The 21,350-nt window shown below is 43.9% G+C and carries 19 protein-coding genes; 14 read left to right on the top strand and 5 right to left on the bottom strand.

What is annotated here, in order from left to right; translation table 11 throughout:
- Window positions 1–5 precede the first annotated feature (5 nt).
- A complete protein-coding gene (locus ACTWP7_RS07050) occupies window positions 6–356 on the bottom strand; it encodes a general stress protein (RefSeq protein ID WP_443122570.1) in 351 nt (116 codons plus the stop codon).
- Window positions 357–499: 143 nt separating this feature from the next.
- Between ACTWP7_RS07050 and ACTWP7_RS07045 the strand changes: the two genes are divergently transcribed.
- From ACTWP7_RS07045 to ACTWP7_RS07005, 9 genes are all read left to right on the top strand, one after another.
- On the top strand, window positions 500–1,372 hold the full coding sequence (locus ACTWP7_RS07045; protein WP_443122569.1) for a DUF1028 domain-containing protein: 873 nt from the start codon (window positions 500–502) through the stop codon (window positions 1,370–1,372).
- A gap of 981 nt (window positions 1,373–2,353) precedes the next feature.
- Window positions 2,354–2,755, top strand: a complete 402-nt coding sequence (locus tag ACTWP7_RS07040) for a DUF4181 domain-containing protein (RefSeq protein ID WP_443122568.1) — start codon at window positions 2,354–2,356, stop codon at window positions 2,753–2,755.
- A 36-nt stretch (window positions 2,756–2,791) separates the two neighbouring features.
- Window positions 2,792–2,992, top strand: coding sequence for a hypothetical protein (locus tag ACTWP7_RS07035; protein ID WP_443122567.1), 201 nt, complete (start codon window positions 2,792–2,794; stop codon window positions 2,990–2,992).
- A 146-nt stretch (window positions 2,993–3,138) separates the two neighbouring features.
- Window positions 3,139–3,723, top strand: coding sequence for a DUF2087 domain-containing protein (locus ACTWP7_RS07030; RefSeq protein WP_443122566.1), 585 nt, complete (start codon window positions 3,139–3,141; stop codon window positions 3,721–3,723).
- 75 nt (window positions 3,724–3,798) lie between these two features.
- Entirely contained in the window at window positions 3,799–4,980 is a 1,182-nt protein-coding gene (locus ACTWP7_RS07025) for an MFS transporter (protein WP_443122565.1), read from the top strand.
- Between the two features lie 114 nt (window positions 4,981–5,094).
- Window positions 5,095–5,922, top strand: coding sequence for a formate dehydrogenase accessory sulfurtransferase FdhD (gene fdhD / locus ACTWP7_RS07020; protein WP_443122564.1), 828 nt, complete (start codon window positions 5,095–5,097; stop codon window positions 5,920–5,922).
- A complete protein-coding gene (gene fdhF, locus ACTWP7_RS07015) occupies window positions 5,919–8,864 on the top strand; it encodes a formate dehydrogenase subunit alpha (protein WP_443122563.1) in 2,946 nt (981 codons plus the stop codon). The genes fdhD and fdhF overlap by 4 nt, the downstream gene beginning before the upstream one ends.
- A complete protein-coding gene (locus ACTWP7_RS07010; protein WP_443122562.1) occupies window positions 8,864–9,334 on the top strand; it encodes a DUF1641 domain-containing protein in 471 nt (156 codons plus the stop codon). The genes fdhF and ACTWP7_RS07010 overlap by 1 nt, the downstream gene beginning before the upstream one ends.
- A gap of 856 nt (window positions 9,335–10,190) precedes the next feature.
- Window positions 10,191–10,487, top strand: coding sequence for a hypothetical protein (locus tag ACTWP7_RS07005; protein ID WP_443122561.1), 297 nt, complete (start codon window positions 10,191–10,193; stop codon window positions 10,485–10,487).
- Between the two features lie 91 nt (window positions 10,488–10,578).
- Here the strand turns inward: ACTWP7_RS07005 and ACTWP7_RS07000 are convergent, their stop codons facing one another.
- Entirely contained in the window at window positions 10,579–11,055 is a 477-nt protein-coding gene (locus ACTWP7_RS07000) for a DUF456 domain-containing protein (RefSeq protein ID WP_443122560.1), read from the bottom strand.
- Window positions 11,056–11,164: 109 nt separating this feature from the next.
- Window positions 11,165–12,172, bottom strand: a complete 1,008-nt coding sequence (locus ACTWP7_RS06995; protein ID WP_443122559.1) for an aldo/keto reductase — start codon at window positions 12,170–12,172, stop codon at window positions 11,165–11,167.
- Window positions 12,173–12,321: 149 nt separating this feature from the next.
- On the opposite strand from ACTWP7_RS06995, the gene ACTWP7_RS06990 reads away from it, so the two are divergent.
- A complete protein-coding gene (locus tag ACTWP7_RS06990) occupies window positions 12,322–14,703 on the top strand; it encodes a penicillin acylase family protein (protein WP_443122558.1) in 2,382 nt (793 codons plus the stop codon).
- Between the two features lie 111 nt (window positions 14,704–14,814).
- Here ACTWP7_RS06990 and ACTWP7_RS06985 read toward each other — a convergent pair whose 3' ends face one another.
- Window positions 14,815–15,483: a type 1 glutamine amidotransferase domain-containing protein gene (locus tag ACTWP7_RS06985; protein WP_443122557.1), complete on the bottom strand. Its 669-nt coding sequence runs from the start codon at window positions 15,481–15,483 to the stop codon at window positions 14,815–14,817.
- Window positions 15,484–15,655: 172 nt separating this feature from the next.
- Here ACTWP7_RS06985 and ACTWP7_RS06980 point away from each other — a divergent pair, with 172 nt between their 5' ends.
- From ACTWP7_RS06980 to ACTWP7_RS06965, 4 genes are all read left to right on the top strand, one after another.
- On the top strand, window positions 15,656–15,940 hold the full coding sequence (locus ACTWP7_RS06980) for a putative quinol monooxygenase (protein WP_443122556.1): 285 nt from the start codon (window positions 15,656–15,658) through the stop codon (window positions 15,938–15,940).
- Between the two features lie 102 nt (window positions 15,941–16,042).
- The gene (locus tag ACTWP7_RS06975; RefSeq protein WP_014642969.1) at window positions 16,043–16,210 is read left to right on the top strand and encodes a YfhE family protein; all 168 of its coding nucleotides are present in this window, start codon (window positions 16,043–16,045) and stop codon (window positions 16,208–16,210) included.
- 490 nt (window positions 16,211–16,700) lie between these two features.
- Complete coding sequence (locus ACTWP7_RS06970) at window positions 16,701–18,143, top strand: NADP-dependent glyceraldehyde-3-phosphate dehydrogenase (protein ID WP_443122555.1); 1,443 nt, start codon at window positions 16,701–16,703, stop codon at window positions 18,141–18,143.
- 403 nt (window positions 18,144–18,546) lie between these two features.
- A complete protein-coding gene (locus ACTWP7_RS06965) occupies window positions 18,547–19,764 on the top strand; it encodes a cation:proton antiporter (RefSeq protein ID WP_443122554.1) in 1,218 nt (405 codons plus the stop codon).
- A gap of 837 nt (window positions 19,765–20,601) precedes the next feature.
- Here ACTWP7_RS06965 and ACTWP7_RS06960 read toward each other — a convergent pair.
- Window positions 20,602–21,336 carry an NAD-dependent protein deacylase gene (locus tag ACTWP7_RS06960; RefSeq protein WP_443122553.1) on the bottom strand — a complete coding sequence of 245 codons (735 nt, stop codon included), beginning with the start codon at window positions 21,334–21,336 and terminating at the stop codon, window positions 20,602–20,604.
- Window positions 21,337–21,350: the final 14 nt, after the last annotated feature.

Raw genomic sequence — 21,350 nt, 5'->3', positions numbered from 1 at the left:
TTGATTTAGTCTAAAATGCCTGAAGCTTTCTCCTGGTCGGTCAGAATTAAAAGAACTTTTCCTTCATCCATATCCTCTTCATACTCATCAGCTTCAGACTCTGAGAATCCCATTTCCTGAAGCTTCGTACGCAGTTCGTCACCTTGTTTACTGAAAATGTTACTGATGATATTGGTGAAATCCTGCTCGGAAAAACCAATCGTGTTTGCATCTACATTATTGGCGATGCGTTTGGTGCGGTCGTCATCATGAGAAAGAATATAAATATCTGTTGGATGAACACCATTGTCCTGCAAGGATTTAACGTCTGTCATCAATTTTTCATCATTGCTATATTCACGAATCATCGGTTTCATTCGTATCATCTCCTCTTTTCAATAATAATTTACAGTAGATGTTATACCCTTTCATTAATTATAGAAACATAGCGATGTTCTCTATTTTAAAGAAGGAGTTATAAGGATAAAGGTCGAAAAAGTACGGAATGGAGGGAAAAATTATGAATAAAAATAAATCGAATATTATCGCCACGTTCTCTATCGCAGGATATGATCCGAAAACGGGAGAGTTAGGAGTGGCCGTACAGTCGAAGTTTCTAGGGGTAGGTTCGGTTGTTCCCTGGGCTAAAGCGGGTGTGGGAGCAATTGCGACCCAGGCTTTTGCTAACCCTTCCTACGGACCGAATGGACTTTCCCTTCTTGAAAAAGGTCATACAGCGAGTGAAGTGATTGAGAAACTGACGGCGGAGGATGAATTTTCAGAAGATCGTCAGGTAGGGATAGTAGATGCAAAAGGAAATACCGCCACTTTCACAGGTAAGCAGTGTTATGAGTGGGCAGGCGGAATAACCGGAGAACATTATGCGGCACAGGGAAATATTCTGGTGAACGAAGAAACGGTAACCCATATGGGGCGTGCTTTTGAGCAAGCTTCGGGGTCTCTCGCCGACCGTTTGCTGGAAGGATTAAAAGCTGCTCAGGAAGCTGGAGGAGACAGCCGCGGAAAACAATCCGCTGCTATTTATGTTGTCAAAGATAAAGGCGGGTACGGCGGCTTGAGTGACGTTTTTGTGGATCTTCGGGTGGATGACCACCCTGAGCCTATCCAGGAACTTTCACGCATTTATCAACTGCAGCAGCTCTATTTTGGAGAAACACTTGAGAAGCATAGGTTACCCGTTGAAGGGGAAGTGAAAGCGGATATTATCGCTCAACTCCACCGGTTAAACTACATGGAAAGCGTCGATTTACCAGACTCTGACGTGTATGATGCGCTAACAGCATATCTGCATACGGAAAACTTTGAGGGCAGAGAACAGGAAAGAGGCTGGATCGACCAGAAAGTCCTCGCGTTTATGAAAAACCAGAAATAGGGACGGCTCTCATATAAAAAAGAGATCCATCCAATCATCCAATCATCTTATTGCTTCTTTCAGATAAGCTCCCTTTACTTGAAGACTTGATTTCGAGATATTTGTTGAGCGGAAGGTCCTCCGGGGGACGATTTCGCTTTCCGCGGGAATGCGCGGAGCCTCCTCAGGCTTCGCCTTCCGGGGTCTCCCCTGTCATTTTCATCCCGCAGGAGTCTACATCGTCCCCCCCTCCGGACCTGGCCGAATCAGAAACTCGAAACCACTAAATACACTGGTTGCTTAGTGAGAAAAAAGGATGGGATGAAGAGTGTATTTCATGCTAAAACGATGTGAAAAAGTTTGTCATAGAAGCATTTAGGACCTATTTAGAAGAAGAGCTTTCTCTTTTCTGAAAGGGTCCGTTATTCTCCCTTGGCTGGGTGGGTGGGGAAATGGCGAGACTCCCATGGGAGAAGGAATCAGGTGAGATCCCGCAGGGAGTGAAACGAGCGAGGAAGCTCACCGTTCCCCCATAGGAAAGCGAGTTATTTCCCCACCAGCCACCTCCTCATCTTGCAACGGACCTAAGATATCTCGAAACTGAGTCTTCCACAATCCGGCCCTATACTGTAACAACTTGCTTATAAGATCACCAGACACATTTAATGAGTCTTTAATAACAGGTGTTTTTCTATTCAATGAATTGGTTAAATATGTTAAATTAAGGTTGACCAAGAATATCATGTCACTTTAATAAAGGTGGTTTTCAGGATGGGTTTAGTCATTGTACTCCTGATGATTGCAGCGCAAGCTATGTTTCTAATCAGCTGGGGAAAATCAGGCTACGACTGGGGTACGTTCGAAGAAGACCGTAAAGAAAAGTGAGGCTCAACAGCTAGGTTAAGAAGGTACGAAGCGAAAGACCCGATGAAAGATCATTGGGTCTTTTTGTCCTTCCAGTTAACACGATTTCGTAATTAGGACGACCTTGGAGTGAGTTTGATGGAAAACGGTGTAGCGAATCATGTTTTTGACATAATGTTTATTATAAAGTTGGCAGCCATTATAGTTCCTTTAATAGGTATTTCTTTTATTTTGAGGAACCTATTAGGGGCAGATAAGAAGAAATGGTTTTCCTATAATCATATTAATGATTTTCATAAAAAAGGGGACTCGAGGCTTCGTGGTTTATTTATAATCCTTATCCTCGCATCGTTGCCGTGGACTATAAATAAGCCATTGGCTATATCGGCAATGGTAGCCATATTTACAGTAGTCCTGCTTGGCTTTCAGGCCTTCGCAGAATGGAAGTTCTCCTCTAACAGACAGAATTTTAAAGTCTCCCTGGTGGAAATCGGACTATTTTTAATAGCTTTACTAGGTGTAGTATTCTGGTTTAGCTAGAGGAACTTTTGAAAAAGTAAAGAATGAGGGGCGTCAATGGAAGATTTAAGAGATAAGATTTATGGAAGCATTCTGGTGGCAGCGGGAGTAATTATTGGAATTACCCTGGTGCTGTCTTATTTTGGCCTTTTTGAAGATCTTCGAATGCTGCGAACTCTAATTGTCGTAGTGATGATTGTACTTATTATCTTCATTCTGGTTCGGTGGAAAGAACAATTAGATGAAAAATATAAATAGTGCACGGCAATAAAGTGTCAGCTTACATAGGACTAAGCTGACACTTTATTGTTTCATAAAAAAGAAAATCGACATTGACTTTACTAGTTAATTTTATTAACATCTAATTAGATAGATAACTAATTAGATGGAAAAGGAGACTTATTATGCAGTTAGATAAAATGGTAGCCTTTCATAAAGCCGCTGGGGACCCAACACGGTTACGTATTATTGCTCTGCTTAGACAGGGACCGCTTCATGGGCAAGCTATTGCAGGGAAACTTGGCCTTAGGCCGCCGACAATTACCCATCATTTAAAAAAATTAAAGGATACGGGAATGGTTTACTCACGCCGGGATAAAAACACGATTTATTTTTATCTGGATGAAAAGAAACTTACATTTATGGCAGAGGCTGTGACACGAATAGGAGATGAAAATGTGAAGGCTGATAAAGAATGGCAGGTAACAGAGAAAGAGGAGCGCCAGATTCTTCAAAGCTTTATCACGGTAGATGGAAAACTCAAGCAGATGCCCAGCCAGTTGAAAAAGCGTGTCGTTATTCTGGCTTATTATGTTAAAGCATTCCAACCAGGAAAAACTTATGAGGAGAAAGAAGTGAACGAATACATTCAAACGTTCTTTGAGGATTATGCTACGGTGCGAAGAGAATGGATTATGCATCACTTCATGTACAGAGAGAACAATCGTTATGAACTTAACCCTGAAGAAATGTGGCCCGTCGTTGTCTAATGATGACGCTGGTCTCTTTTTTTTAACCGACTAATTAGATAAGTATCTAATTTTAAATTATGGAGGGTATAAGGGATGTTAGCAAACGATTCGTACCGCCGCTTGTTTTATTCAGGTATCATTAGTGGAGTGGGGGACAGATTCAGCCAGGTCGCCGTGTTGACACTTATTCTGCAGGTTACCGGCTCAGGGATGGCGGTAGGGACAGCACTCGGTCTGCGGATTTTTCCTTACCTTTTTCTTTCGCCGAGCGGTGGAAAAGCCGCCGACCGAATCGCTCCCCAATACCTTATGATAGCCGCTGACTTGCTTCGGATTCCTTTTGCCCTCAGCTTTGCTTTGATTGAATCGGATAAGGATATGTGGATGGCTTTCACAGGAATTTTCGTCCTGTCATGCGGGGAGGCTTTTTATCAGCCGTTTAGAAAAAGCACGATTGGAAAGATAACCGAACCTTCACAATTAACGGTAGTTAATGGACTGGAACAATTTAGAACCGGAGTTGTGCTTATTTTAGGGTCCGTAACAGGGGGCGCCGCTGCCTATTTTTTTGGAACGTACATAGTGTTTGTGTTTAATGCCGTGTCATTTGCTGCAGCCGCTTTTCTAATTAGAAAACTGGAAGTAAAGAAAAACCCTGTTCAAGAGAACTCCGAACCTCAACGCTTAGAGATGAAAGCCCGGGACTGGCTGAGTACAGGTATTATTCTGGTAGTCTTCATTCAATGGTTAGGGGCAGGGATGGACGGAATTTTTAACGTACTGATCAGCGTCTATGCCGTTGAAATTTTTTCGAGCGGTGAGCTTGGGGTAGGTCTACTTTATGGTGCGCTTGGAACGGGACTCATGACGAGTTTTTTCTTAATGAAAATTGTGAAGCGTCATCTCCTGCTCTTTTCCATACTTGCGCTTGTCATGGAGGGGGTACTGCAGGGGGATGCGAGCCAGGCGGGAACCTTATATCAGCTTATGCTCTCTTTTTTTGTGATAGCTCTGATCGGCGGAATGTCGGGAACTTTCCTGGATACACTCGTTATGAAAAGGATTCCTTCCGTCCGGCAGGGTAGTGTGTTTGGGTTTATTGAATCAGGTTCGAATGTAATCCTTGGCATGACGATGGTAGGTGGCGGATTAGCGGTAGAGGTTTTTCCTATCAGGAATGTAGGGTTTACAGGTGGGATGGTCGGGTTTGTTAGTGGACTTTTAATTCTTATGTACAGGTTGTTCAGGCATAAATATTTGAAAAAACAGTCATAAGTTGGAACAATAGGATATAGTTACCAGTGTTAAGCTGGAAAGCTATGGGTGCAAAGGTTTAAAACTTTCCAAAAGAGGAAAATAAGTTGTAATTACTGGGAAGAGGGAGGAACTATGAGTAAAGGTACAAAAACGTGGAATATGGTTCGTGTAGATGGTTCTGACGCCTATGCAACGACGGACATTGTGGCCGAAGAGTTTCCTCTCACCATTATGATTAATGGCCAGGAGTTTGCCACAATGGTCTGTACCCCGGATCACCTGGAAGAATTGGTGATTGGGTTTTTGGCAACCGAAGGAGCAATTTATACCATAAAGGAAATAGAACAGCTATCTATAGATGAAGAACGAGGATTTGCTTATGTGGAAACTTCTCGCCCCATTCCAGTGGGAGAAAGCGAACAGAAACGCTGGATTGGTTCGTGCTGCGGGAAGAGCCGGGCTTTTTATTTTCAAAATGATGCGAAAACGGCCCGCACCGTGATGAATCAGTTTACTTTATCTCCGGAAAGCTGCATGCAGCTGATGGAATCGTTTCATGAAAACGCCCACACCTTTCAGCGTACGGGCGGGGTCCACCAGGCGGCCATAGCATCAGATGGAAAAATAGAAACACAGTTTTCTGATATAGGAAGACATAATGCTTTAGACAAGCTATATGGCCACGTCATTAAAAACGGAGGCCGCAAAAAAGATCACGTCATTATTTTCAGCGGCCGCATTTCTTCAGAGGTACTCTTGAAAGTTTCTAAAATGGGAATCGGGTGCCTGCTGTCTAAGTCGGCTCCTACCGATTTAGCCCTGCAGCTTGCTGCAGATTTAAACATAACCGCTGTCGGATTCATACGCGGCGGGAGGATGAATGTCTATACTCATCCGGAGCGTATTGATTTAAAAGAAAATAATGAAACCGTCACACCGAACAGGGAGGAATTCAATTGAACGACAGAGACCATACCGTCGTGACCATTAATGGCACGGAATATTTAGCTGATCCGGGGCAGAATTTATTAGATTTAATTAACACAACAGACGAGGATGTACCTCAAATATGCTACAACGAATCCCTTGGGCCGATCCAGACATGTGATACATGTATGGTTCAGGTTAATGGGGAAATTCAGCGAGCCTGCGGAATGAAAGTGGAAGCAGGAATGCGGGTCCAGACGAAGCTGCCTCATGTACATAAAGCACAAAAAGAGGCGCTTGATCGGGTGCTTGAAAAGCACGAACTTTATTGCACCGTTTGTGATTATAATAATGGAGATTGCGAGATTCATAATACCATGGCGGACTTCGGGCTTGATCACCAGTCCCGTCCGTTTCAGCCGACATCTTATAACCGTGATGACTCCGGGTCTTTTTACCGATATGATCCGGATCAGTGCATTCTTTGCGGACGCTGTGTAGAAGTCTGTCAGGACATTCAGGTAAACGAAACGCTGACCATTGACTGGGAACGCCAGGAGCCTAGAGTTATCTGGGATAACGATGTGCCGATTGACCAGTCTTCGTGTGTAAACTGCGGCCAATGCTCTACCGTCTGCCCATGTAATGCCATGATGGAAGTCGGAATGGAAAAAGAAGCCGGCTTTTTAACCGATCAGCAGCCAGGTATTTTAAAATCGATGATCGACTTAACGAAAAAAGTGGAAACGGGGTACGGGCCTTTATTTGCCGTATCTGATTCAGAAGCGGCCATGCGTGAAGAGCGTATCGATAAAACGAAAACCGTTTGCACCTACTGTGGAGTTGGCTGCTCTTTTGATGTATGGACAAAAGACCGCCAAATTCTGAAGGTAGAACCTCATCCTGAGTCCCCGGCAAACGGCATTTCCACCTGTGTCAAAGGGAAATTTGGCTGGGATTATGTGAACTCAGATGATCGTCTGCAAAAACCGCTGATCCGCCGCGGAGATACCTTTGAAGAAGTAGAGTGGGAAGAAGCAATTGCTTATGCGGTTCGCCGTATGAATGAAATTAAAGCTGAAAAAGGAGCCGATCATCTAGGGTTCATTTCTTCTTCTAAAGCGACCAATGAAGAGTCTTACTTGATGCAGAAGATTTCCCGCCAGGTCATTGGTACGAATAACGTCGATAACTGCTCTCGTTACTGCCAGGCACCTGCCACCAAAGGTCTATTCCGTACCGTTGGCTATGGAGGAGATTCCGGGTCCATTGATGATTTAGCTAAATCTGAGCTAGTGATGACCATTGGTTCAAATACTGCAGAGTCTCACCCGGTGCTAGCTTCAAGAATCAAACGTTCCCAAAAGCTGTTTGGCCAAAAACTGTTCGTATTTGACCTGCGAAAACACGAAATGGCTAAACGCGCAGATCGTTTCTTCAGCCCTAAATCCGGTACCGATCTTGTATGGATTTCTGCGGTAACGAAGTACATTCTGGACCAGGGCTGGGAAGATCAAAACTTCTTGAACGACTGGGTAAATGGTTTTGAGGATTACAGAGAAAGCCTGGAGCCGTTCACTTTAGAATATGCTGCCAATATGACTGGCTTCTCAGAAGAGAACTTGAAAGACCTTGCCAAGGAGATTGTGGAAGCCAAAACGGTGTCCGTCTGCTGGGCGATGGGTGTAACGCAGCATATGCTGGGAAGCGATACGAGTACAGCCATTTCCAACCTGCTATTGATCACAGGTAACTACGGCAAACCGGGCACAGGCGCGTATCCACTTCGCGGTCACAACAATGTACAGGGCTGCAGTGACTTTGGAAGTCAGCCTGACCAATACCCAGGCTATGAAAGCGTAACGGATGATGAAGTAAGAAAACGTTACGAAGAGGCATGGGGTGTGGATCTGCCACAGGAAAAAGGCATGGACAACCACGAAATGATAGAAGCCATTCATGATGGCAATCTGTCCATGATGTATGTGATTGGGGAAGATACAGGAATCGTCGATGCCAACATCAACTACGTAACTGCCGCTTTTGAAAAACTCGATTTCTTTATCGTGCAGGATCTGTTCCTTACACGAACAGCGGAATACGCAGACGTTGTTCTTCCGGCTTCTCCAAGTTTAGAGAAAGAAGGGACGTTCACGAATACGGAAAGAAGGATTCAACGATTGTATCAATCTTTAGAGCCGCTGCAAGGAACAAAACCAGATTGGGAAATCCTGCAGGATATCGCTAAAGAAGCAGGCTTTGATTGGAATTACAAGCATCCATCTGAAATTATGGACGAAGCGGCAAGTCTGGCTCCTTTATTTGCCGGTGTAACTTACGATCGTCTGGAAGGCTATGATTCTCTTCAGTGGCCAGTAGCGAAAGATGGAACAGACGAGCCATTGCTCTTCGTAGATGGTTTTCCATTCGAGGATGGGAAAGCGCGCCTTTATCCATTAGACTTTGAATTAATGTATGACACCACAGAAGAATATGATTTACACGTAAATAATGGACGTTTACTGGAGCATTTCCACGAAGGGAATATGACGTACCGTTCCGCAGGTATATCCAGGAAGACACCGGATTCCTTCGTAGAGGTTTCAGAGGAGCTGGCGAAAGAACGGGGCATTGAAGAAGGAGCCCGGGTTAAGCTGATCTCTGAATCAGGTGAAGCGACTGGAACTGTAACCGTTACGGATCGTGTGAAAGGGAAAGAGCTGTTCGTGCCGATGAATGGAACCGGAAAATCAGCGGTGAACCTGCTTACCGATAACCGGGTCGATAAGGACACAGATACACCAGCTTATAAAGAAATTGCGGTGAAAATGAAAGTGCTTAAGAAAAAAGGTAAATCACCAATTCCTGATAACAATCATAGACGCGGTAATCCTGTCCCTCAAATCAGTGTTAAAGTTGAGGAGAAATGGAAGCGTGACGATTACGAATTTCCTGGAAGTCAGGTGAAGCGATAATGGCGAAACCAATTACGAGTATTAAAAAGTATGAAGCCAGCCGCGAGGAACAAATTGAGAAAGATTTTGAAGAAGTAAAAGCGGCCATTGCCGATAATAAAACAGCCATTTTAAAGGGAATTGATCTTTTAAAAGCTCTTGAGGAAAGTGAGACGCTGGATGCTGCTACGGCTTTCACCTACAAACGAAAAGAAATACTCGCTAACATTGTAGAGGAAATCAACCGTGATATGTACACGGGTATTCTGGAGAATATTCCAGAAATCGTCTATCTGCTCGGCGATCTAGACCTGAAGACAGTAAGGGACGTGACCTCTAAGCTTAACCAGGGTATGGAGGAGATGAACGCTGCTGCATCCTCCAATGAAAAAACTTCTGTTTTGGATTTAGCTAAAGCCTTGAAAGATCCTGAGATTAATCGCAGCATTACCATGCTCATGAATTTCCTAAAAGGTATGGGACGTAATTAAATAATGAATGTGTAAAGCAACCCTCTCCTTCAAGCCTCTGGGAGAGGGTTGCTTTTTAGTTTGGTTTCTCTGAAAAGAATGACGCAGAATAATTACCGTGTTGATTATTCATCAGAGTAATCTTCGACAATCGGGCCGTTTACTGTAAGACTCGAATTCGAGATAAATCTGGGGCCGTTACTTAAAAAGGTATAGGGTTGGTGGGGAAATAACTCGCTTTCCTATGGGGGAACGGTGAGCTTCCTCGCTCGTTTCACTCCCTGCGGGATCTCACCTGATTCCTTCTCCCATGGGAGTCTCGCCATTTCCCCACCAACTCAGCTACGGGAGAATAACGGACCCTTCCAAAAAAGTGAATGCTCTCCTTCTAAATAGGTCCTAAATGCTTCTATGACAAGCTTTTCCACATCGTACTAGCATGAAAATACACGCCTCATCCCATGCTTTTTTCTCACCAAGCAAATCGTGTATGAAGTGATTTCGAGTTTCTGATTCGGCCAGGTCCGGAGGGGGACGATGCAGACTCCTGTGGGATGAACATGATCGGTAAGATCCCGCAGGGCTGTTAAGCCCGAGGAAGCTTACCACATGCCCACGGAAAGCGAAATCGTCCCCCGGAGGACCTAATTCTCTCAAAAGTCTCGAAACTGATTATTACAGTATCGGGAGCTTAACTGTAATAATCAATATGGAGATTTGGCGGAACTTTGAATAGAAAAGAGAAAAGTTCGTAAAGGTGGTAAGATAGTAATCAAGCTTGCTAGGAAAGGTGATTGTATATGCAGTTAAAACCAATTTATAGAATTAGAACCTTCGTTGTTCCAGATTATTTGGAGAAAGTCAAATTAAAGGGGTATTGAAGATTGATGACTTAGAATATGGTCATTATAAACATGTGGTCTGGCATTCCAATGATGGAGTAGAGCAGTTTGTTCCTTCTGAAACTTCCGTACCAACAGAAGGGAACATAGGAGAAACGACTAAGGTTACTTCGGTTCGAGTGGAATTTTCCATTCCGAGAGATGAAAAGCTGCTAAGAAACATTATTGAACATGGTATTTACCCTAACCATCCCTGGGATGAGCCTGTTGTCCAAGTAACGGAAGAATTAGAAGCGAGAAAGCATGATTCATTTTCAACTGAACCCTCTTGAATAGGCGGATAATAAAAAAAGACTTTTATGTAAGGTCTTGTTTCATGTGAAAAGTCCCAGATGGATCTCACCTGGGACTTTTACATATTTGTTAAATCTCAAAGAAAAACCAAATAATCATGATGAGTTGGATCACGATTTTCGCTACCGTCCCGCTTAAAAACCCAAACAGAGAACCGATGGCGGCTTTCCATGCTTCCTCATTGGATCTTTTCTGAATCAGTTCCGTCACGATCACGAGAATGAATGGCAGAACGATAATTCCAAACGGCGGGATAATAAATGAACCAACGATGACACCAACTGCGGCCATGCGCTCTCCCCACTTACTTCCTCCATATCGCTTTACAAAATAGCTGTTCGCTATAATATCCGAGACGATTAGTAATACCGTTAATAGGATAATGCCTGTCCAGAAAAACCATGATAATTCTTCGCCATTAAGAAAGAAGAAATAAGCCAGAAACCCGATCCATAAGACCAGTGGTCCGGGAATGATCGGAAAAATAATACTTGCGAAGCTGGCTAAAAAACATACGATAATAATGGCCCATATGAGAACTTCCATGGATGAACCTCCTTTACTTTTCATTTTTGCATACGATTGAGCATGACAATGGTTCCCTTACCATCATAGAAAAACCGAGCTTGGCAGGCAAGCTCGGTTTTGGTGAAATTTATTTAAGTCCTAATTCCTGACGGTCAGGTGGAGCCATAAATTCAGGTCCTACTGGATCTTGAATATGCTTGCGCAGAATTTCATCGATATCCTGCATCGTTTCCTGATCAATGCTGAAGTTTTCCACTTCCTTAACAGGGTCCAGCTGATCCGGACGACGGCCGCCCATTAAAGCGACTCCGGAACCTGGCTGATCAAGCACCCAGCGAAGTGCGAGGTGCAGGACGCGTTTACCGTAACGGTTCTGAGCGAGCTGATCCAACTCATGAACAGCGTTTAAGTACTGCTTGAATCTTGGCTGCTGAAACTTAGGATCTTCATTTCTCAAATCATCGCCTTCAAACTCCCGGTCAGAGGACATTTTGCCTGAAAGAAGACCGCGGCAGAGGGATCCGTAAGAAATCGTAGTCATATTGTGTTCCTGTACATAAGGAAGAATATCCTTTTCAATATCTCTTTCAAATAAGTTATACGGTGGCTGCAGCGTATGAATCGGTGCTGCTTCCCTGAATATATCCATTTGTTCTGGTGAAAAGTTACTTACACCAATCGCTTTAATTTTACCTTGCTTATGAAGGTAGTGCAGTGCTTCTGCCGTTTCGTGAATCGGTGTAATCGGGTCAGGCCAGTGTACCTGATAGACATCAATGTAGTCTGTCTGCAGGCGCTGTAAGGAGTCTTCCACTTCTTTATGAATTCGTTCTTTGCTTCCATTTCTAAAAACAGCGTCATCGTTCCAGTCCATGCCTACTTTGGTTGCCAGGACGATATCCTCTCGATTTCCGTCATATTGCTGAACGGCTTTTCCTACAATTTCCTCGGAGCGTCCAAAACCATATACTGGAGCGGTATCAATAAGATTAATTCCATGATCAAGCGCTGTATGAATGGTATCTATGGATTGTTTTTCATCTGTTCCACCCCACATCCAGCCGCCGATCGCCCATGTTCCTAATCCGAGACGACTTGCATTGATGGAAGTACCTTGAATATTTGTTTTTTCCACTTCCGTTCACCTCCAAAATTATAGCATCTCATGCTCTGAAGTATGTACCCGGTACTAACCCTGTCTAATCATCCGAGAGCCTGTCCGGCCTATTAATTGTATTCATTTATTTATCCAATTGAGATATAATGGCAAAGGGGAGTGATCATATGGAGACGGCCAAACGTACATATACAGAACCAAAGCCGAAAAAAAGGTGGAAAAAAATCGTTTTTATCCTGGGGTTGATTTTAATGGCAATCGTCGCAGGTTTTGTTATTTTTGTAAGCGTTTACACAAGTCGAAGCTTACCGGAAGTAAGTGGAGAAATTCAGTTGGAATCGCTCAGCAGTGCAGTAGAAGTGGTTCGTGATGAAAAGGGCGTACCTCATATTACTGCAGATTCATCGCGTGATTTATTTATTGCTCAAGGGTACGTCCAGGCACAGGACCGTTTATTTCAAATGGAACTTGCCAGGAGGCAGGCCTCAGGAACGTTAAGTGAAGTGGTCGGGGAAGCCACCATCGAACAGGATCAATATTTTCGAACGCTTGGATTAAGAAGAGCGGCTGAAGCGTCACTCTCTGCCTATTCCGATGAAGCTGTCGAAAGCCTAGAAGCTTTTGCTGAAGGGGTCAATGCTTATATTGAAGAGGCTGAAGAAGGGAATCGCCTGCCGCCTGAATTTGCGTTAATGGGCTTTTCTCCGGATCCGTGGAAACCGGTGGATTCATTAACGATAGGAAAATACATGGCTTTTGATTTAGGCGGCCACTGGGAACGCCAGGCCTTTAATTACTATTTGACCAACGAATTTTCAGAAGAACAGGCTATGGAATTGTTTCCTGCTTATCCGGATAAGGCTCCGAAGGTTTTAGAGGAAACGGAACAAGTAGACGTAGCTGCCAGCTTTAAAGATATCGTAATTCCACACGAGTTTAACGGCAGTAATAACTGGGTGGTGAGCGGGGAAATGACCGAATCAGGCGCCCCCATACTTGCAGATGATCCTCATCTCGGACTGGCCACCCCGTCCATTTGGTATCAGATGCAGTTAAGTGCACCGGATTATGACGTGTCAGGGGTTATCTTTGCAGGGATTCCAGGGATTATTTTAGGACATAACAACCACATTGCCTGGGGAGTAACCAATGTCGGTCCGGATGTTCAGCAGCTTTACTTAGAGAAAAGAAACCCTGAGGATAGCAGTCAATTTTTATTTGAAGACAAATGGGAACAGGCAGAAGTGATTCAGGAGCCGATTCGAGTAAAAGATCAGGAAACCCTGGACTATGAAGTTGTGGAAACCAGACATGGACCTGTAATTAGTGAGTTCGCCGAACAAAGCGGTGACGACGTTGTTTTATCTCTCAGATGGACAGCTCTGGACCCTACCACTGAACTGGAAGCCATACTGGAAATTAATCGAGCGGAAAATTGGAACGAGTTCGAAAAGGGGCTGAAGAAATTCCTGGCACCGGCTCAAAATTTCGTATTCGCTTCTGAGGATGGCACAATCGCTTATAAAGCGAATGGGAAAATTCCTATCTATAATAATGGCGACGATGCTTTACTGCCCATGAGAGGGTGGGAAAAGGAAGACCTGTGGCAGGGATATATTCCTTTTGAGGAGCTTCCGAAAACCGTAAATCCTGAAAAAGGATACGTAGCTACCGCCAATAATAAAATTACGGACGACAGCTACCCTTATCATATTAGTCATAACTGGGCTCAGCCTTATCGCTATCAGCGTATTGTCGAGATGCTTGAAGAAAAGGAACCATTAACTTCTGAGAAAGTGATGGATATGCAAATGGACGTGAAGAATTTACAGGCTCAGGAGTTTGTCCCTTATTTACTTGAGGTTACGAAAAAGGAGGCACTTTCCGAGTCCGAAACAGCAGCACTCAAACTCATGCAGGAATGGAACTATGAGGACCAGAAGGAGCTCGCCCAGCCGCTTATTTTTCATTCCTGGATGGCAAATATTCAGGAGGAGTTGTACAACGAGGCAATTCCCGAAGAAATGCTTGATTTATTTCACGGAGCCGGCCAGACCACTGATGAATTACTGCGTAACGTTCAGGACGGTGGATCTTCGATTTGGATGAATAAAAACGGAGGCGTTTCCGAGGTGGTTACGGCTGCTTATCAAAAGACAATTACAGAACTAACCAAGAAACATGGGGGAACCCCGGTGGAGTGGACGTGGGGAGCAGGCCATGCTGTTGAATTCACTCATCCTCTGTCCAACATTCAAATGTTGGAGCGGTTCTTTAACCCAGGCGAACCTCTGCCGGTGAGCGGCAGCCGGGTCACCGTGAGGGCCGCTGGATTTAATAGTAAAGGACTGGTTAATCACGGAGCTTCCTGGCGGTTTGTAATGGACCTTGAGAATATGAAAGAAGCCTATCACCTGGTAGGACCAGGCCAATCCGGTCATTTTAGAAGTGAATGGTACCACGATCAACTGAAAGACTGGGTGGATGGGGAGTATCATCTAACAACGACAGAGGGATATGAAGGGCGGGAGCTGACTTTAACCCCTTAGCAACCAGGCAAGAAAGAGGATTTCAACTGAGGAATCACTCTAAGTGAAGGATCTATGTATTTATAAAAGCTCTTCTCTTGATCAAGAGAAGAGCTAAACAATATGATTGCTTTATTTTTCTTCTAGAGCTCCAACCATCAATTCAGCGGCACGTTCGCTCGACATCGGATTTTGACCGGTGATCAAATTACCGTCTCGTACGGCATGAGAAGTCCAATCTTCACCTTTAGAGAAATGAGCTCCTAGATCACGGAGCTTTGTTTCAAGCATGAAAGGCATAAAAAGATCGAGTTCCATGCCCTTTTCTTCCGAATCTGTAAACGCAGCGATGGCTTTACCCTGAACGATTGGCGTCTGATCTTTATAAGTGGCATTCACCAGTCCGCTTGGGCCATGGCATACCGAACCGATCATATTATCCTGTTCTGCATGCTGCTGCAATACATATTGAAGGGTATCGTTATCAGGGAAATCGAACATGGTTCCATGTCCGCCCGGAAGAAAGATTCCGTCAAATCCCTCTGCGTCTTCCTTAGAGAGCATAGCGGTATCTTTAAGTTCTTCTTGAGCTTCCTGCCATTCCGGTACTTCTTCTTCAGGGAAGCTGTTTGGATCAAGAGGAACTTCTCCGCCTTGAATACTGGTTACTTTCACCTCATAGCCTTGCTTTTTAAAGGCATTGTAAGGAACGGCGTATTCTTCGAGCCATAGTCCAGTCTCGTAATCATCGGTAATTTTCCCGTGATTGGTTACGACCATTAATACTTGTTTCGAGCTCATGATGGTCTGCCTCCTGTTCTGCATTTTGGTAATTATTTTGTCCTACGCATATGGTTATACCACGCAACAAGGAAAAAAACGAAATAGTCTGCTCATACCATCCAAGTTCAAATTCGTGTGAGAGGAAGAAATCTCGTGATAAAGTTAGTGAACAAGGAAGGAGTTGATTTATTTGACGGAAATAGCAATCACTGCCGTATTTAAACCGAAGGACGGTCATAAAGACGCGTTACTTGATGAACTTGAAAAGGTGAAAAAGGCCTCCAGAAAAGAAGAAGGGTGTATCCAATATGACCTTCACCAATCTATCGAATCAAATACTATTTTCCTATACGAGGTATGGAAAGACAGCGGTGCTGTCCAGAATCACATTGAGACAGTCCATTATAAAACCTATCGGGAAAATACAGAGGATCTTTTAGAGTCAAGAGAAGTAAGCAAATGGAATTTGATTTAGACTGCCATAACGCAGCAAAATTATAAAACGTATGTTTATTCCATTTTGAAGCAGGGTAACCTCTAAATGTAACCCAGTTTCTAGAGAAAGGATGAGTACAAAATGGCACGTAATTCACAGTATCAACCAATCGGTGGAAGTGGGTTTAAACTTTCAGATGCTCAGGAAGTAGCCTATGCAAAAGAATTTAAACAGGCAGACATTGCTGGAGGATACCGTAAACCTCGAGTAGAGCAGGCTAAACAAGAAAACCCTAAATTAAAACAATAAATTATAAAAAAATTATTGGTTTGAAAAAGCCCAGGCATGCAAAGGGATACATCCTTGCAGTCTGGGCTTTTCTGCGCTCTTTTCCACCCCGCTTAATGAAAACGCTTCCTTGATAAATCCCATCAAATCAGGAGTCTGAACACTTGATAAAAAAAGTCAGAACTCTTATAGTAATAAAAACAGCGCGTACATTATCGCTCTAAAGCATAAACTTGAAAAAGTTTACAATAGGAAGGGAAATGTACTTGTTTAATTATTTTAAAGAGTGGTTATGTACTTGGAATCGTTCCCATATGAATGCCGAAATTTCAGAATATTGCGATATTTAGAGGTGGATGCTGGGTAACTTGAATTCCTGCTGCATGCTATAAGCAAGAACATGAGAACGATATTCACTCCAAAGGAAAACCAGGAGTAATTATAAGAACGACTCAAACGGTTACCTATAGGAAGATCGGTTCGTTTGAGACTTATTGGGAGGAGTACAATCATGACAACTAAAACAGAACAAAGCGTAAAAACATTAATTCATGGGGAATGGAATGTAAGCGAATCTGGAAAAAGCGTTGAGATTTCGTCCCCTCACAATGGAGAAACGATCGGACAAGTACCTTCGCTTTCTCAGGAAGAGCTTGAAGCGTCCATCAAGAAAACGGTAGCCGCTCAATCCACCTGGGCGGAGAAGTCGATTCAGGAACGCGGAGAAATTCTGAAAAAATGGGCAGAAATTCTTGAAGAGCGTAAGGAAGAAATTGGCGAATCCATTATGCTCGAAGTGGCTAAGAAACGCAGCTCAGCTGTTTCAGAAGTCTCCCGTACCGCTGAATACATCCGCTATACAGTGGAAGAGGCCTTCCGATTAGACGGAAGCGTAAAACGCGGGGACGGTTTTAAGGGAGGCAACCCTAATAAAATCGGTCTTGCAGAGAAAACGCCGCGAGGTACGATTTTGGCCATTGGTCCTTTCAACTATCCCGTTAACCTTTCTGCATCTAAAATTGCTCCGGCCTTAATGCAGGGAAATAGTGTCATCTTTAAGCCTGCCACTCAGGGAGCCATCAGCGGAATTAAATTAATCGAGGCACTGATCGATGCTGGTCTGCCAAGTGATTTAGTTACAGTAGCAACTGGAAGAGGTTCTGTCATTGGGGATTTCCTTGTACAGCATCCCGAAGTGGACATGATTACCTTTACAGGCGGTACAGCTACTGGCCGTCATATTGCTGATCTGTCTTCCATGATCCCGTTAGTGCTTGAACTAGGCGGCAAAGACCCTGCCATCGTTCTTGAAGATGCTGATCTCGACAAAGCTGCTAAAGAAATTGTAGCCGGTGCCTACAGCTATTCTGGACAGCGCTGCACAGCGATCAAACGTGTACTGGTTCAGAACGAAAAAGCAGATGAACTAGTCAGCAAGATAACAGATCAAGTCCATGGTCTTTCTGTCGGTATGCCGGAAGACGATGCCACGGTAACACCTTTGATCAATGATAAAAGCGCGGATTATGTGCAAAGCCTCATCGATGACGCTAAAGAAAAAGGGGCAACCGTCGTTACAGGGGATAAGCGCGAGGGGAACTTGCTGTATCCTACCTTGCTCGATCACGTTACCTCTGATATGAAGATCGCATGGGAAGAACCATTTGGTCCTGTCCTGCCAATTATTCGCGTCTCTGAAAGTGAAGAAGCTGTTCGCCTGGCTAACGAATCCGACTATGGGCTACAGGCAAGTGTCTTCTCTACAGATATGGATAAAGCAATCGGAATTGCTCAAAAACTGGAAGTAGGGACTGTTCAGCTCAATGCTAAAACAGAACGTGGCCCAGATCACTTCCCATTCCTAGGGGTTAAAGGATCTGGTCTCGGTGTGCAAGGTATTCGTGAGAGCCTTGAATCTGTTGTACGTGATAAAGTAACCGTTATTAATATGTAAGTTAATTGGTAAAGTGCCGGGACATTCTCGGCACTTTTTTTATGGAACGAGTCGGACATTTCCCTAAGAAAAATTGGATGATAGACGATCATAATATGATAATTAAATGTTTAGACTGCAGGGAGAGAGGAAAATTATAGATGAACTCACAAAATTCGTTAGAGCTCCGACAATGGAAAGCACCACCTTCCTGTGAAAACCATAAGCTTAGAGTAGCGACCTGCAGATGACCTTAGCGCTGTTTTTTACATAGAACTTTTAGATGGTCGCTTCTGCCGATTTTACTATACAACCTAGTCAGGGTTGGTTGTGTCTGAGAATTTTAGCGCTGTTCAAAGTGGTTCATAGTAAATAAAGGCAAGTGTGACACAATACTATAGAGAAATAGATCAGGAGGGCCACTATGCACGAATTTCATGACGCTTTTATTCAAATATTAATTTTACTTGCTATTTCAATCACAGTAATCGGAATCGCGAAGTTACTGAAGGAACCTTATTCTATTGCTCTTGTGCTGGTTGGGCTGGTCTTAGGTTTAACGGAGTTTCCGATCATTGAAGAAGCCGAATTTTACATAACTCAATCGGATGTTTTCCAGGCAACGGTCATTTCTTTATTTTTACCTATCTTATTAGGTGATGCCACATTGAAATTGCCGTTCCATCATCTTTATCAACAAAAAAAGCCGGTGATCGGCCTTGCTTTTATTGGCACGTTTATTTCCTGGCTGGTAATTGGCGGAGGGGCTTACTTTCTGCTTGATCTTCCTCTCGCTGTGGCTTTTACCTTTGCTGCCTTAATGAGTGCGACCGACCCAATAAGTGTATTATCGATTTTTAAATCATTAGGTGTTCCTGAGAAGTTATCCACTGTGATGGAAGGCGAATCGTTGTTTAATGACGGGATAGCGGTCGTGTTATTTAAGATTGCAAGTATTTACCTGCTCACTTATATCGAAATGGGATGGGCCGGTTTAGGAAGCGGTGTGCTGCTGTTTCTGCAATTTGCGTTAGGTGGTGCATTAATCGGGTTGATTCTTGGCTTTATATTATCCCAAATCATTCGTATCTTTGATGATTACCCGCTTGAAATTGCCTTCAGCGCTCTGTTGTTTTTCGGAAGTTATTTCATTGCCGAGCATTTTCACACATCCGGTGTTATTGCGGTAGTAGTGGCTGGGTTTATGTTCGGAGATTATGGCGCAAAAATCGGCATGTCCAAAGAGACCAAAACAAACATCAACACCTTCTGGGACGTGATCACCCTGCTTGCCAACTCATTGATTTTCTTAATGGTGGGCATCGAAATCCGCAATATCGATTTTACGGGACAATGGATGCTGATTATCTCAGCGATTCTCATTGTGCTTGTAGGAAGAACGATTGCCTTATATATTAGTACAGGATGGATTAAAGATCTAAATGCTAAAGAAAGAATCCTTATAAATTGGGGAGGTCTGCGTGGAAGCTTGTCCATTGCACTTGCCCTAAGTCTTCCGCAGGATTTTAATGGAAGGGAAGAAGTACTTCTATTTACATTCTCGGTGGTTCTGTTCTCACTTATTGTTCAAGGCCTCACCCTGAAACCATTGATTCAACGATTAGGTATCACAAAAGCATAGCTTCAGCAAAGCTCTCCAGTCGTCCAGGAACTGGTGAGCTTTTTTAATAAAAGGCTCAGTTAAAGTTTATTGTTGATCTTTCATTTATTGCTTATTACACAATAGGGTCTTTTAGTTGAAGACTTGATTTCGAGATATTGTGTAGAGAAGGGGCTCCAAGGAACGACTCGCTTTCCGCGGGCATGTGGTGAGCTTCCTCAGGCTTCGCCCTCCCGGATCTCACCGATCATGTTCATCCCGCAGGAGTCTTCGCCGTTCCCTTCCGCCCCTTTGAGAGCATGGCGAGCTCGAAATCCTATACGCCTTCATATGAGGAAAGATAACCTATGTGGTCAACGCTAAATACTAAATATTTACAAATGGTAAATGCCGCTGTAGAAATATTTAAGCCAATTTAAGGTTCCCACTTTTTCTACTGGCAGGGTCGTTCACTAAATATTAGTGGGGTTGGTGGGGAAATGGCGAGACTCCCATGGGAGAAGGGACTAGGTGAGATCCCGCAGGGAGTGAGACGAGCGAGGAAGCTCCTGGTAATAAGGAGGATCGACTAAAGTCGCCACCTCCTGTGGCAACGTCGATCGACCCCACGTCGTGTAGGGCCATAGGAAAGCGAGCTATTTCCCCACCAGCCCTTTTCAACATAGAGTAACGAGCCCTATTTATCTCGAAATCAAGTCTTCAAGTAATTGGAGCTTTACCGTAATAGCAACGTGGTGGTTAGAGAGATTTTTATGGAAAATGCTTCTATTCAGTTTGGCGGGGGAGCTGCCGTGAGGGCTAAGAATGAGATGAAAAAGGCCAGCTCCGAGAAGATAGGAGCTGGCCTTCATTTTACTGTTATAAAGAAGAAATATAACTTCTTAGTTTCTCAATGGATGAAGATAAATCATCATGCACGACATAATCAAATATCCGGTCCTTAACAGTTGGCTCTCTATTAATCAAAGCTGCTTCCATTCCCACTTCCTGCTTAGCGTAATGGGGCAGGAGATTGAAAGGAGTAACCATAAGAGAGGTTCCCATGACAAGCAGGAAATCCGCCGTTTGAATAGCCTGTTCTGCTTCATCATGAGCCGTAATCATATCACCGAACAATAAGACATCCGGTTTCAGTACGGCACCGCAGTTTTGGCAGTAGGGAGTTTCCGTACTCATCACATAATCAAGGGAGTACGATTCCCCGCATTCTGGACAGCTGGCTTGATTTAAGGTGCCGTGATACTCAATGACGTGACTGCTGTTGGCTGCCAAATGCAGGCCATCGACGTTTTGAGTAATGACCGTTACCTTGTCCTTATCCGATTCAAGTTCTTTAATAAATTGGTGAACAGGATTTGGTGTATAATCCTTTAGCAGTTTCATTTGAAAAATGGTTTTGTATTTGTTCCAGAAATCTACTGGATCGTGATAGAAATAATCACTGGACATATAATACTCTCGGCTTTCATCCTCCGACCACAGTCCTTCACTGGAACGGAAGTCAGGGATGCCGCTTGCTGTGGACACCCCGGCTCCCGTCAGGACTACGATAGAATTTGCTTTTTTTAGCTTGGAAGCCACGTCTTTCAACATGTTGATCACGCTCC

It is taken from the genome of Halobacillus sp. B29 (assembly GCF_052246755.1).
GTDB classification, from domain to species: Bacteria; Bacillota; Bacilli; order Bacillales; family Halobacillaceae; genus Halobacillus; species Halobacillus halophilus.
The sequence above is the reverse complement of the archived record's forward strand: the minus strand, read 5'-3'. Positions and strand labels throughout refer to the sequence as shown.